The organism is Micromonospora sp. U21 (assembly GCF_018070045.1).
Taxonomy (GTDB): Bacteria; Actinomycetota; Actinomycetes; order Mycobacteriales; family Micromonosporaceae; genus Micromonospora.
Map to the genome: position 1 here is coordinate 42808 of NZ_JAGPYK010000029.1, position 13375 is coordinate 56182.

The following is a 13375-nucleotide window of genomic DNA, read 5'->3' on the forward strand; positions in this document are numbered from 1 at the left end:
TTCAGGTCCGGCGAACCCGCCGACGTACTGACCCAGAAAGCAGGTGCTCGTGTCCACAGCAGACAGCAGTCCGTGGTGGCGGGGAGCGGTGATCTACCAGGTGTATCCGCGTAGCTTCGCCGACGGCAACGGCGACGGCATCGGCGACATCGCGGGCATCCGGTCCCGGCTGAATCACCTGTCCGCGCTCGGCATCGACGCGATCTGGTTCAGTCCCTGGTACCCCTCCCCGATGGCCGACGCCGGCTACGACGTGTCCGACTACCGCGACATCGACCCGGTCTTCGGCACCCTCGCCGAGGCGGAGGCGCTGATCTCGGAGGCACACGCGCTCGGCATCCGGACCATCGTCGACGTGGTGCCCAACCACTGCTCCGACGCGCACCCGTGGTTCCAGGCCGCGCTCGCCGGCGGGCCCGGCGCGCCCGAGCGGGACCTGTTCTGGTTCCGCCCCGGCCGGGGCCCGAACGGCGACCAGCGGCCCACCGACTGGGTCGGCGAGTTCGGCGGCGAAACCTGGACCCGGACCACCAACCCGGACGGCACCCCCGGCGACTGGTACCTGCACCTGTTCGCCCCGCAGCAGCCGGACTTCAACTGGGACCACCCCCGCGTGCGGGCGGAATTCGAGGACATCCTGCGGTTCTGGTTCGACCGCGGCGTGGACGGCATCCGGATCGACTCCGCCGGGCTGCTGGTCAAGGACGGGACGCTGCCCGAGGTCCGCCCCGACGAGCCGCACCCGTTCCACGACCTCGACGGGGTGCACGACATCTACCGGGGCTGGCGGTGGGTCGCCGACGAGTACCCCGGCGAGCGGGCCCTGATCGGTGAGGTGTGGCTGCCGGACCGGCAGCGGTTCGCCAACTACCTGCGCCCGGACGAGCTGCACGCCGCGTTCAACTTCGACTTCCTCGGCTGCGCGTGGGACGCCTCGGCCCTGCGCGAGAGCATCGACGGGACGCTGAGCGCCCACGCGCCGGTCGGTGCGCCGGCCACCTGGGTGCTCTCCAACCACGACGTCACCCGGCACGTCACCCGCTACGGGCGGGCGGACACCAGGTTCAGCTTCGCCGCCAAGCGCGAGGGGACCCCCACCGACCTGGAGCTGGGCACCCGCCGGGCCCGGGCCGCCGCCCTGCTCTCGCTGTCGCTGCCCGGCGCCGCCTACGTCTACCAGGGCGAGGAGCTGGGCCTCTACGAGGTCGAGGACATCCCGTACGCGCTGCGCCAGGACCCGATGTGGGAACGTTCCGGCCGGATCGACCCCGGTCGGGACGGTTGCCGCGTGCCGCTGCCCTGGGCCGGCGACGAGCCGCCGTTCGAGTTCAGCCCCGACGGCGCCCCAGCGCCCTGGCTGCCCCAGCCGGCCGACTGGAAGGACCGGACCGCCCGGGCGCAGACCGGCGACGCCGCCTCGATGCTGGAGCTGTACCGGGCGGCGATCCAGATCCGGCGGGCCGACCCGGCGCTCGGCGACGGGGAGATGAGCTGGCTGCCCGCCCCCGACGGCGTGCTCGCCTTCAGCCGCGGCGGTGGTTTCCGCTGCCTGGTCAACCTCGCCGACGCACCGGTGCCGCTGCCCGCCGACGGAGACCTGCTGCTGGCCAGCGGGCCGCTCGACGACGGGCTGCTGCCGTCGGACACCGCCGTCTGGCTGCGTACCGCCGAACCGGCGAACGAGCCGCGCGCGGCGGACGGACCCGGCCTGACCTGATCGCGGTGGGGCCGCCGGCCCGTCCCGGCCGCCGGCACCACACCACCCGTCCCGGCCCCGCGCCGGCCGCCAGAAGGAAGGAGGAACCAGGGGGAGACGCCACGCCGCACGGACACGGGGGGATCTGGCCTGCCTGACGAAAGGGAGAGCGCAGCTCATGGCCAACCACACCACCGGCACCCCGCACCACCTCCGACACCCGACCCGGGCAGGGTTGGCCGCTATCGCAGCCACCCTGCTCGCCGCGACATCGGTGACGGCCCTCGCGGTCACCGGCACCGCGACCCCGGCCTCGGCAGCCGGGCTGTCCCCCTTCGACATCCCCGGCCGGGGCGCCACCGTCCCGTTCGTGGAGCAGGAGGCCGAGAAGGCCGCCCACAACGGCACGAAGATCGGCCCGGACCGGCGTTACGGCACGCTGCCGTCCGAGGCGTCCGGCCGGGAGGCGGTCACCCTCGACTCCGTCGGCGAGTACGTCGAGTTCACCCTCACCGCCCCGGCCAACGCGGTCACCTTCCGGCACAGCCTGCCGGACAGCCCGACCGGCACCGGCCGGGACGCCGCCATCGACCTGCGGGCCAACGGGAGCCTGCTGAAGTCCGTCCCGGTGACCTCGCGGTACGGCTGGTACTACGGCGGCTACCCGTTCAACAACAACCCGGGCGACACCAACCCGCACCACTTCTACGACGAGACCCGGGCGATGTTCGGCAGCACCTACCCGGCCGGCACCAGGATCCGGTTGCAGGTCTCCTCGACCGCCCAGTCGCCCACCTTCACCATCGACCTGGCCGACTTCGAGCTGGTCGGCGCACCGATCGGCAAGCCCGCCGGTGCGCTCGACGTGGTCACCGACTTCGGCGCCGACCCGAGCGGCGCCACCGACTCGACCGCGAGGTTCCAGGCGGCGGTCGACGCCGGAAAGGCCCAGGGCCGGACGGTCTGGATCCCGACCGGCACCTTCACCCTCTGGGACCACGTTGTGGTCGACGGGGTGACCCTGCGCGGGGCCGGCCCGTGGTATTCGGTGCTCGGCGGCCGGCACCCCACCGACCGCAAGCGGGCCGCCGGCATCTACGGCAAGTACGTCTCCGGCGGCGGCTACTCCGGTGGGGTCCGCCCGCACGAGGCCGGTGGGCCGAGCCGCAACGTCACGCTGCGGGACTTCGCCATCATCGGCGACATCCGCGAACGGGTGGACGACGACCAGGTCAACGCGCTCGGCGGGGCGATGACCAACTCCGTGGTGGACAACCTCTGGCTGGAGAACACCAAGGTCGGAGCCTGGATGGACGGCCCGATGGACAACTTCACCATCCGCAACAGCCGGATCCTGGACCAGACGGCCGACGGGGTGAACTTCCACACCGGGGTGACCAACTCGACGGTGACCAACACCTTCGTCCGCAACACCGGCGACGACGCGCTGGCGATGTGGGCGCAGAGCGTGCCGAACGTCAACAACTCCTTCACGCACAACACCATCGGCGTGACCCTGCTGGCGAACCACCTGGTCAGCTACGGCGGTCGGGACATCAAGATCACCGACAACGTGACGGCCGACTCGCTGACCAACGGTGGCGGCATCCACGTCGCCAACCGCTACCCCGGCGTGCAGGGCGCCACCGGGGTCCAGGGCACCTGGACGATCGCCCGCAACACGTTGATCCGCAACGGTAACTCGGACTACAACTGGAACTTCGGCGTCGGGGCGATCTGGTTCTCCGCGCTCAACGAGGCGTTCCAGCAGCCCACCATCAACATCACGGACACCGACATCCTGGACAGCTCGTACGCGGCGCTGCACTGGATCGAGGGCCAGACCAACGGGATCAGCCTCAACAACGTGCGGATCGACGGCGCCGGCACGTACGCCCTCCAGGTGCAGGCGCCCAGCCAGGTGTCGCTCACCAACGTACGGGCCACCAACATCGCGCAGAGCAACCCGATCCACAACTGCGTGGGCGGCGGCTTCCAGATCACCCAGGGCGCCGGCAACTCCGGCTGGTACACCCCGACCCCGTACTGCGGCCCGTGGCCCGACCCGCAGTGGGGCGGTGGACCGACCACCCCACCGACCACCCCGCCACCCACCACCCCGCCACCCGCTGGCGGGAACCTGGCGCTGAACCGGCCGGCGACCGCCACCAGCACGAACCAGAGCTACACCGCGCCCAACGCGGTGGACGGCAACGCGGGCACCTACTGGGAGAGCGCCAACAATGCCTTCCCGCAGTCGGTGACGGTGGACCTCGGAACGGCCCGGTCAGTGTCCCGGGTCGTGCTGAAGCTGCCACCGTCGTCGGCCTGGCAGACCCGCACCCAGACGCTGTCGGTGCTCGGCTCCACCAACGGCGCCTCCTGGACCACGGTGAAGCCGTCCGCCGGCTACACCTTCAATCCGGGCAGCGGTAACACGGTCACCGTGACGTTCGCGGCGACCAGCCAGCGGTACCTGCGGCTGACCGTCACCGGCAACAGCGGCTGGCCCGCCGGTCAGCTCAGCGAGTTCGAGGTCTACTCCAGCTAGGCCTGCGGCCCCCGCCCAGCCGGGGCGGGGGCCACCCGGCCGGACGGCCCGGCGCAGCGCAGCCCCGGGCCGGCCTGATTCCCGTCCCCCACCGCACCGTCCCCAACCTGTCGCGGCACGACGGGCGTACCCCTGCACCCGTCGTCGCGCACCGCACCCGCACCCACCCCCGAAAGAGGTGTAGCGACCCCATGTCCAGAAACCTCACCAGACGAGGCACGCCGCCGACCGGCGCGCCCAGCTCCGTCCCCCGCACCACCCGCACCGGCCACCGACGGCTGCTCGCCGGCGTGCTCGCCGGCGTGCTCGCCGGGATGCTCCTCGCCACCGCCCCGGTCGTCACCCCCGCGGTCAGCGCGGCACCGGTGGCCGACCCGTCCGCGGCCGCCGCGCGGGTGGCCATGCTCGCCGGACTCTCCGCCACCATGACCGCCAGCAGCTACAACCAGAACTACGTGGCGGGCAACGCCAACGACGGCAACGCGGACACCTACTGGGAGAGCAACAACAACGCGTTCCCGCAGTGGATCCAGGCCGACCTCGGCGCCACGGTCAGCGTGGACCGGGTCGTGCTCAAGCTGCCACCCTCGTCGGCCTGGCAGACCCGCACCCAGACGCTGTCGGTGCTCGGCTCCACCAACGGCTCCTCGTTCACCACCCTGAAGGCATCCGGCGGCTACACCTTCAACCCGGCCACCGGAAACACCGCGACTGTCACCTTCACCGCGGCCAGCACCCGCTACGTGCGGGTGCAGGTCACCGGCAACACCGGCTGGCCGGCCGCCCAGTTCTCCGAGGTCGAGGTCTACGGCGCCGTCGGCAGCCCCGACACGCAGGCCCCCAGCGTCCCCGGGAACCTGGCGTACACCCAACCCGCCAGCGGGCAGATCCGGCTCACCTGGTCCGCGTCCACCGACAACGTCGGGGTGACCGGGTACGACGTCTACGCCAACGGCGCACTGCGCGGCAGCGTCAACGGCTCGACCCTGACGTACACGGACAGCCAGCCGACCAGCGCCACCGTCTCCTACTACGTCCGGGCCAGGGACGCCGCCGGCAACCAGTCGGCGAACAGCAACACCGTCACCCGGACCGGCACCGGCAACCCGCCGGTCGGCACCAACCTGGCGGTCGGCAAGCCGATCACCGCCTCCGGGTACGTGCACACGTTCGTGGCCACCAACGCCAACGACAACAACGTGGCCACCTACTGGGAGGGCAACGGCAACCCGAGCACGCTGACCGTGCAGCTCGGCGCGAACGCCAGCCTCAGCCAGATCGTGCTGAAGCTGAACCCGGACCCGGCCTGGGGTGCGCGTACCCAGAACATCACCGTGCTCGGCCGCGACCAGGGCTCGTCGACCTTCACCACGCTGGTCGGTGCGGCGAACTACAGCTTCAACCCGGCCAGCGGCAACACGGTGACCATCCCGGTCTCCGGCGCGGCGGCCGACGTACGGCTGTCGATCGCCTCGAACACCGGTGCCCCGGCCGGCCAGGTGGCCGAGTTCCAGGTCATCGGCACCCCTGCACCGAACCCGGACCTGACCGTGACCGGCATGTCGTTCACCCCGTCCGCGCCGGTGGAGACGAGCACCATCACGCTCTCCGCGACCGTGCGTAACGCCGGCTCCGCGGCCTCCGGCGCCACCAACGTCAACTTCTACCTGGGCGCCACCCGGGTCGGCACCGCGTCGGTCGGCGGCCTCGCGGCCGGCGCCTCGACCACGGTCACCGCCAACATCGGCACGCGTGACGCGGGCAGCTACCCGCTCAGCGCGAAGGTCGACGAGAACAACACCGTCGTCGAGCAGGACGACACCAACAACAGCTACACCAACCCCAGTCCGCTGGTGGTCAGCCCGGTCGCCACCTCCGACCTGGTCGCCTCCGCGGTCGCCTGGTCGCCCGGCAACCCGGCGGCCGGCAACACGGTCACCTTCTCGGTGTCGGTACGCAACGCCGGCAGTGTGGCGTCCGCGTCCGGCGCGCACGGCATCACGCTCACCGTGCTCAACGACGCCGGCACCGCCGTCCGCACCCTGACCGGTTCGTACTCCGGGGTGATCAACGCGGGGGCCACCGTCGGCCCGGTCAACCTGGGCACCTGGACCGCCGCGAACGGCAGGTACACCGTCCGGGTGGTGCTCGCCGCCGACGCCAACGAACTGCCGGTCAAGCAGGCCAACAACACCAGCGACCGCCCGCTCTTCGTCGGTCGTGGCGCCAACATGCCGTACGACATGTACGAGGCCGAGGACGGCGTGGTCGGTGGCGGCGCCGCCGTCGTCGGCCCGAACCGGAACGTCGGCGACCTGGCGGGTGAGGCGTCCGGGCGGCGGGCGGTGACGCTCAACTCGACCGGCAGCTACGTCGAGTTCACCACCCGTGCCAGCACCAACACGCTGGTCACCCGCTTCTCCATCCCGGACGCGCCGGGCGGCGGCGGGATCAACTCGACGCTGAACGTCTACGTCAACGGCACGTTCCACAAGGCCATCGACCTGACGTCCCGGTACGCCTGGCTCTACGGCAACGAGGCCAGCCCGGGCAACTCGCCGGGCGCGGGCGGACCGCGGCACATCTACGACGAGGCCAACGTCATGCTCAACTCCACCGTGCCGGCCGGCAGCAGGATCCGCCTCCAGAAGGACCCCGCCAACACCACCACGTACGCCATCGACTTCATCAACACCGAGCAGGTGGCGCCGATCGCCAACCCGGACCCGGCGCGCTACACCACGCCGACCGGCTTCACCCACCAGGACGTGCAGAACGCCCTGGACCGGGTGCGGATGGACACCACGGGCAACCTCATCGGGGTCTACCTGCCCGCCGGCAACTACTCCACCTCGTCGAAGTTCCAGGTGTACGGCAAGGCGGTCAAGGTGAGCGGCGCCGGGCCCTGGTACACCCGGTTCAACGCCCCGTCCGGCCAGGACAACACCGACATCGGCTTCCGGGCCGAGAACTCGGCGGCCGGATCGTCCTTCGCGAACTTCGCCTACTTCGGCAACTACACCTCGCGGATCGACGGGCCGGGCAAGGTGTTCGACTTCTCCAACGTGTCGAACATCGTGATCGACAACATCTGGAACGAGCACATGGTGTGCCTGTACTGGGGTGCGAACACCGACTACATGACGATCAGGAACTCCCGGATCCGGAACATGTTCGCCGACGGCGTCAACATGACCAACGGCAGCACCAACAACCTGGTCACCAACAACGACGCCCGGGCCACCGGTGACGACAGCTTCGCGCTGTTCTCGGCGATCGACGCGGGCGGCGCGGACATGAAGGACAACGTCTACGAGAACCTGACCTCGACCCTGACCTGGCGCGCCGCCGGTGTCGCGGTCTATGGCGGGTACGGCAACACGTTCCGCAACATCTACATCGCGGACACGCTGGTGTATTCCGGCATCACCATCAGCTCGCTCGACTTCGGCTACCCGATGAACGGCTTCGGGGCGAACCCGCCGACGCGGTTCGAGAACATCTCGATCGTGCGGGCCGGTGGGCACTTCTGGGGCGCACAGACCTTCCCGGCGATCTGGATCTTCTCCGCCTCGAAGGTGTTCCAGGGCATCCGGGTCAGTGACGTGGACATCGTCGACCCGACCTACAGCGGCATCATGTTCCAGACGAACTACGTCGGCGGGCAGCCGCAGTTCCCGGTCACCGACACGATCTTCACGAACGTCTCGATCAGCGGGGCACGCAAGAGCGGTGACGCGTTCGACGCGAAGTCCGGCTTCGGGATCTGGGTGAACGAGATGCCGGAGGCGGGGCAGGGCCCGGCCGTAGGCTCGGCCACCTTCAACAACCTGCGGCTGAGCAACAACGCGGTGGACATCCGGAACACCACCTCGACGTTCACCATCAACCGCAACTGACCCACCCCGGTCGTCCGCACGGCGACCGTTCCTCCGGGTGGTGCGGCTACTCGACAAGGGGTGGCCGCACCGCCCGGCCCGTCGTGCTCCCGTCGGTCAGCCGGCGGGCGCGCCGTGCCGACCGGCGCCGGCGGCGAACCGGGCCGCGCCGGCCGCCGCGTCGGTGGCCAGAGAGTTCATCCCGTACGCCAGCTCGGTCGCCATGGCCTCCGGCTCGGGGCGGCCGGCTCCGGCCAGCAGCGCCGCCCGGTCGTTGCGCAGGCAGGTCTGCGGATGCCGGGCGATCGCCGCCGCCAGCTCCTCGGCCGCGGCCCGCGCCTGGCCGGGCGGCACCAGCCGGTTGACCAACCCCATCGCGTACGCCTCATCGGCCGGCACCGGCCGGCCGGTGAGGATCAGATCCATCGCCCTGCTCCCGCCGATCAGCCGCGGCAGCCGGACGGTGCCGCCGTCGATGAGCGGCACTCCCCACCGGCGGCAGAACACGCCGAGCGTCGCGTCGGACTCGGCGACCCGCAGGTCGCACCAGAGCGCCAACTCCAGCCCGCCGGCCACCGCGTACCCGGAGATCGCCGCGATCACCGGTTTGCCGAGTGCCATCCGGGTCGGACCCATCGGGCCGTCCCCCTCCGGCTCGACCCGGTTGCCGCTCGGCGTGCCGATCGCCTTGAGGTCCGCACCGGCACAGAACGTGCCACCGGCTCCCCAGAGCACAGCCACCGCCGCGTCCGGGTCGGCGTCGAAGGCTCGAAAGGCGTCGGCCAGCGCTCGCGCGGTCGGCCCGTCGACGGCGTTCCGGGCCGCCGGCCGGTCCAGCACCACTGTCGTCACCGGCCCGGCGCGCTCCACCCGTACACCCATCGGCCCAGCATGCCCGCCGCCCGCCGGTCCCGCAGACCCCGCACCCGATCGCGCGGCGGGTCGGGCGCGCGCTGAAAGCGCTGTCGACACGCCGTGCGACAGGTCTGTCACCGCCGACCGGTTTGCGACCGCGTTCGCCGGGAAGTCGGTACGGGTGCGAGCACTATTGACGAGAGTTGAGCAGGATTCGAGGCTGGACCGGGTGGGTGACCGGCTACAGCGGGTGGTCCTCGGCACGCTGCGTCCGCGGCGGCTGCGGGACCTGCTGCACGGGGTGACGCTGGGGCATCCCCTGCACCCGGCGATGGTGCAGGTGCCGGTGGGCGCCTGGATCAGCGCCGCGGTGCTGGACCTGATGCCCGGGCAGCGCCGGGCCGCCACCGTGCTGGTCGGCCTGGGCACCGTCAGCGCGCTGCCGGCAGCGGTCGCCGGGCTGAACGACTGGGCGGCACTCTCCCGGGACCAGCGCCGGGTCGGCCTGGTGCACGCCGCCGCGAACAGCGTGGGCGTGACGCTCTACGCCGGTTCGCTGGCCGCGCGGCTGTCCGGCCGGCACGGCGTCGGCCGTACCCTCGGTTGGCTCGGACTCTCCGCCGCGAGCCTTGGCGCGTACATCGGTGGCCACCTGGCGTACAAGCAGGGAGCGCAGGTCAACCAGAGCGTCTCCGAGCTGCACCGGATAAGCGAAGGCTGGCACTCGCTGGTCGAGATGGGTGCGCTGCCGCAACGCACTCTGGTCACCCGGGAGGTGGACGACGTCTCGGTGATCCTGTACCGGCACGGTGACGAGGTCACCGTGATGCTGGAGCGCTGCGCGCACCAGAGCGGGCCGCTCGGCGAGGGCGAGGTGCAGGAGATCGGTGGCCATGCCTGCGTGGTCTGCCCGTGGCACGGCAGCGCCTTCCGTCTCAACGGCGGCGAGGTCGTGCAGGGGCCGTCCGGCAACGACCAGCAGATCCTGCCCACCCGGATCCAGGACGGCGTGCTGCAGACCCGCCTGCCCTGACAGGCACGCGCGAACGGGCATCCGCCAGATCCCCGACACCCGGGCCACGTGTGCCGGGCTGCCGCGCGCTGTGCCGGGCTGCCGCGCGCTGCGCCAGGCCGCTGTGCGCTGCGCCCGGCTGCCACGCGCCGTTCGATCCTGGCCTGTGCTGCCTGGATGGTGTTGCTGTTGACGGTTATACCTCAGAGTCATATTTATACCTGTGAGGTATAACGCTCTCGGGACCCAGCGTGCCGCCAGCCGGCGCGAGTCCGCGGCTGCGCTGCCGCCGCCGGCGCTGTACTGAGCCGGGAGCGCGGCCCGGCTCGTCAACGGCGACGACCTGACCTGGAAGCTCGCCGCGTCGCTGTCGATCGGCGGTGACCTGAGCCGGGTCGGCGCGTGACCGCCAACCGGCGACGACCGCCGTCAGAACCCGTGAGCGCGCCGGTCAGCTGCGCCGGTGCCGACCGACCTGCGGGCCGTCCGGCACGGAGTCCAGGCCGGGCCCGCCGGCCAACAGGTCACCGTGTTCGTCGTAGCCACCCCAACCCTCGTCGCCGGCCCACCCGGTCGGGGCCGTCCCGCCGCCCGCAGGTCCCGTGCCGCCGCCGGTACGTCCGGTGTCGCTGCCAGCCGATGCCGCGCCGCCGCTCGGCCGGGCGGTGCTGCCGGCGGCCCGGGTCGTACCGCTGCTGGTCCGGGCTGGGCTGCCCATGCTGCGGCCCGCGCCGCCCCGGGGCGTGCGGGTGGATGCGGCCAACCGGGGGGCCGCACCGGCGGTGGCCGGACGGCGGCGCAGCCCGAGCACCGCGCCGATCTGGGCGCCGACGATGCTCGCCACGGCCAGCACGGCGGACACCGCCAGCGGTCGGTTGACCCCGTCGGTCGTGCCGGCCCGGGCGGCGCCAACGGTCATCGCGGGCGGCTGACCCGTGGACTCCGTACCGTTGGGCGGTGTGGGTGCCACCCGCTCCGGTGCGGCCCGCTCGGGCGCCGGCCGGGGCGCCGGCGGCTCGGGCGCCGGCCGGCCGACCAGCCGGCCGGTGGCGTGCGAGCGGGCACCCTGGTCGGTGGCCTCGGCGGGCAGCCGGAGCAGTTGGCCGGGACGGATCCGGTCCGGGTCGTCGAGGCGGTTCAGCTCGGCCAGCCGTCGGTAGTCGGCGAATTCGTCCAGGTAACGCTCGGCCACCTCGCCGAGGTAGTCGCCCCGCGCCACCCGGTACACCGGCGCCGTCTCCAGGCCCGACGCCTCGCCGCCGGTGGCGCCGGTGACGCGGGGGGCGGCGATCCCGTGGGCCGTACCCAGCGCCGACGTCGACGCCGGCCCGGCCAGGGTGGCGACCGCCGGCGCGCCCGGTTGGGCGTACGCGGAGCCGGCGTAGACGGTGGCGGCGCTGGCGGCGGCCGGGCTGGCGGCGAGGATCAGCGCGACCGAACCGACCAGGGCGGCGGCGGCCTTCTGCTGGCGGCTCATCCCGGGCAGCTTCGGTGCCGGTCGGCGCAGGCCCTGCGCGCACAGCTCGACGAGGACCGAGAACGTGAACGTGGCCCAGCCGAACCAGCCGGCCAGCGCCAATGCCCGCAGGAAGAGCTGGCCGTCGTCCCGACTGGTCAGCGCGGTGCCCACCTCGGCGATGCTCGGCAGGTGGTCCGGCAGCGGGTTGCCGGCCAAGGCGACCAGTGCCACCGGCGCGCCGGCCAGCAGCGTGCAGAGCACGACCAGCGCGCCGAGGCCGGTGAGGATCCGTCCGGTCCGCCGTACGACGGACCGACGCGATGCGGGCATGGCTGCCTTCCTTCCTACGGTCCTGCGGTGATGGCTCGCGCGGTCGCCTCGCCGGTGACGGTGACCGTGCGGTCGAAGCCGAACAGCCCGAGCATCGATCGGCGGTAGGTGATCGTGACGCGTACCCGGACGAGGGTTTCCCCGGCGACTTCCGGGAAGCTCACGGTGTGGCCGGTGGTGCCCGCTGCGGCCAGGTAGTTGGCGACCGCGACGAGGGCCTGCGGCTGGTCGATCCGCTTCGGCCCGCCCTCGATCGCGGTGGCCCGGTCGATGGCCTGTCCACCGGCCCGGGCCGCCTCCGCAGCCAGGTTGTCGGCGCGTTGCAGGGTGCGCAGCTGCCCGGCGCCGTCGAAGGAGAGGCCCACGATGGCCAGCACGCCGGTCATCGCCACCGCCAGGAAGATGCTGACCCGGCCGTGCTCACCGGTGTGCGGACGTCGGGGGGCGGTGGCGGTCATTGCCGGCTCCGGTAGCGGTCCAGCGGAGAGGTGAAACTCGCCGTGATCCGGTTGTCGGTCGGCATCCCGGGCACGACATCCAACGAGATGTCCTTGAACGACACCAGGCAACTGATCTCCACCGTGACCGTGGCGTCCTCACCGACCGGGCTGCTGAAGGCGTCGTCGAAGCTGACAGGATTGCCGGCCACCGAGCCGGAAAACGTCGGATCGAGGTCATTGGTGCAGGCCAGCCCGCGCCAGTCCAGCTGTTTGCGGGCGGCCTCCCGCGCTGCGGTCCGCGCGGCGTCGGCACTCCGCGAGATCGAGGCGGCGCGGGCCGCGTCGTGCGCGGCGGCCTCGACCACCTCCGCCGCCACCGCGCTGCGCCCGGCCACCCCGGCGAGCACCATCAGGGCGATGAACGCGGGCGCCAGCACCGCCACCTCGATGGAGACGGAGCCTCGCTCGGCACGGCGGCTCACGGCGTGGTCACCCGTTCCACAGTCCCGTGTGCGGTCTGCTGCACCGCGAAGTCCACGCCGGGAACCACCGACAGGGACCGGCCGCGCACCGTACAGGTCACCTCGGTCTCGTTCTCCGTGATCACGCAGCTCGGGCCGGTCTTCTCCCAGCCCACCAGCCAACCGCCGGTCGCCTCCAGAAAACGGGTGGCGCTGGCGACCCCGGCGTCGTCCGGAGCGTCGTACAGCCGCTGGGCGTTGACCCCGCTCTGTGCGGCGTTCAACGCCGTGGACCGGGCCAGGAAGACGGCCGCGACCTGGAGCGACGCGAAGAGCAGCACCAGGATCAGCGGCATCACCACGGCCAGCTCGACCGGGTTGGCACCCCGCTCCCGGTCGCCAGCCGCGAGTCGACGCCGGGCGGTGGTGACCACCCGGCGCCACCTCGGGAACGCGGCTCGGCGCATGCCGGCTACTTCGTGGGGTTCGTGTGGTTCGGGATGGAGCTCATCCAGTCGTCGGCCTTGGCCAGAGCCAGGCCCGTGACGATCGTGGCGACGAAGACCAGGCCGAAGATGATGACCGCGGTCGGCACCGGGCTGTCACCGCGCTCGCCGTCGCGGCGCAACTCGGCAAACCGCGTCGTCATCACGACGTGCAGGTAGCTGAGGATGGACATGGCGTACTCCTTCT

At 72.0% G+C, this 13375-nt stretch carries 9 protein-coding genes and 1 pseudogene; 4 read left to right on the top strand and 6 right to left on the bottom strand.

Going from position 1 to position 13375, the window contains the following annotated elements; translation table 11 throughout:
* Window positions 1-49: 49 nt before the first annotated feature.
* The 3 genes from KBX63_RS27755 (at window position 50) to KBX63_RS27765 (ending at window position 8146) form a co-directional block, all read left to right on the top strand.
* A complete protein-coding gene (locus KBX63_RS27755; protein WP_210916316.1) occupies window positions 50-1717 on the top strand; it encodes a glycoside hydrolase family 13 protein in 1668 nt (555 codons plus the stop codon).
* 157 nt (window positions 1718-1874) lie between these two features.
* Window positions 1875-4247, top strand: coding sequence for a discoidin domain-containing protein (locus KBX63_RS27760; RefSeq protein ID WP_210916318.1), 2373 nt, complete (start codon window positions 1875-1877; stop codon window positions 4245-4247).
* Between the two features lie 191 nt (window positions 4248-4438).
* Window positions 4439-8146, top strand: a complete 3708-nt coding sequence (locus KBX63_RS27765) for a discoidin domain-containing protein (RefSeq protein WP_210916319.1) — start codon at window positions 4439-4441, stop codon at window positions 8144-8146.
* A 96-nt stretch (window positions 8147-8242) separates the two neighbouring features.
* Here the strand turns inward: KBX63_RS27765 and KBX63_RS27770 are convergent, their stop codons facing one another.
* Window positions 8243-9007: a crotonase/enoyl-CoA hydratase family protein gene (locus KBX63_RS27770; RefSeq protein ID WP_210916320.1), complete on the bottom strand. Its 765-nt coding sequence runs from the start codon at window positions 9005-9007 to the stop codon at window positions 8243-8245.
* 154 nt (window positions 9008-9161) lie between these two features.
* Between KBX63_RS27770 and KBX63_RS27775 the strand changes: the two genes are divergently transcribed.
* Window positions 9162-10013 carry a Rieske 2Fe-2S domain-containing protein gene (locus KBX63_RS27775; RefSeq protein WP_210916321.1) on the top strand — a complete coding sequence of 284 codons (852 nt, stop codon included), beginning with the start codon at window positions 9162-9164 and terminating at the stop codon, window positions 10011-10013.
* 751 nt (window positions 10014-10764) lie between these two features.
* Here the strand turns inward: KBX63_RS27775 and KBX63_RS27780 are convergent.
* The 5 genes and pseudogenes from KBX63_RS27780 to KBX63_RS27800 all read right to left on the bottom strand — a co-directional run.
* Window positions 10765-11781: pseudogene (locus KBX63_RS27780) on the bottom strand (LysM peptidoglycan-binding domain-containing protein); the annotation flags it as partial.
* Between the two features lie 14 nt (window positions 11782-11795).
* The gene (locus tag KBX63_RS27785) at window positions 11796-12239 is read right to left on the bottom strand and encodes a pilus assembly protein TadG-related protein (protein WP_210916327.1); all 444 of its coding nucleotides are present in this window, start codon (window positions 12237-12239) and stop codon (window positions 11796-11798) included.
* On the bottom strand, window positions 12236-12703 hold the full coding sequence (locus KBX63_RS27790) for a TadE/TadG family type IV pilus assembly protein (protein WP_210916330.1): 468 nt from the start codon (window positions 12701-12703) through the stop codon (window positions 12236-12238). Before KBX63_RS27790 ends, KBX63_RS27785 begins: the two co-directional genes overlap by 4 nt.
* Window positions 12700-13149, bottom strand: a complete 450-nt coding sequence (locus tag KBX63_RS27795) for a TadE/TadG family type IV pilus assembly protein (protein WP_210916332.1) — start codon at window positions 13147-13149, stop codon at window positions 12700-12702. The genes KBX63_RS27790 and KBX63_RS27795 overlap by 4 nt, the downstream gene beginning before the upstream one ends.
* Before the next feature lie 5 nt (window positions 13150-13154).
* Window positions 13155-13361 (bottom strand): hypothetical protein, encoded by a 207-nt coding sequence (locus KBX63_RS27800; RefSeq protein WP_210916335.1) that lies wholly within the window; start codon window positions 13359-13361, stop codon window positions 13155-13157.
* Window positions 13362-13375: the final 14 nt, after the last annotated feature.

Excerpts from the sequence above, each read along its gene's own strand:
- KBX63_RS27760 (WP_210916318.1), top strand. The coding sequence starts at position 1,875 with ATGGCCAACCACACCACCGGCACCCCGCACCACCTCCGACACCCGACC.
- KBX63_RS27765 (WP_210916319.1), top strand. The coding sequence starts at position 4,439 with ATGTCCAGAAACCTCACCAGACGAGGCACGCCGCCGACCGGCGCGCCC.
- KBX63_RS27770 (WP_210916320.1), bottom strand. The coding sequence starts at position 9,007 with ATGGGTGTACGGGTGGAGCGCGCCGGGCCGGTGACGACAGTGGTGCTG.
- KBX63_RS27785 (WP_210916327.1), bottom strand. The coding sequence starts at position 12,239 with ATGACCGCCACCGCCCCCCGACGTCCGCACACCGGTGAGCACGGCCGG.
- KBX63_RS27795 (WP_210916332.1), bottom strand. The coding sequence starts at position 13,149 with ATGCGCCGAGCCGCGTTCCCGAGGTGGCGCCGGGTGGTCACCACCGCC.
- KBX63_RS27800 (WP_210916335.1), bottom strand. The coding sequence starts at position 13,361 with ATGTCCATCCTCAGCTACCTGCACGTCGTGATGACGACGCGGTTTGCC.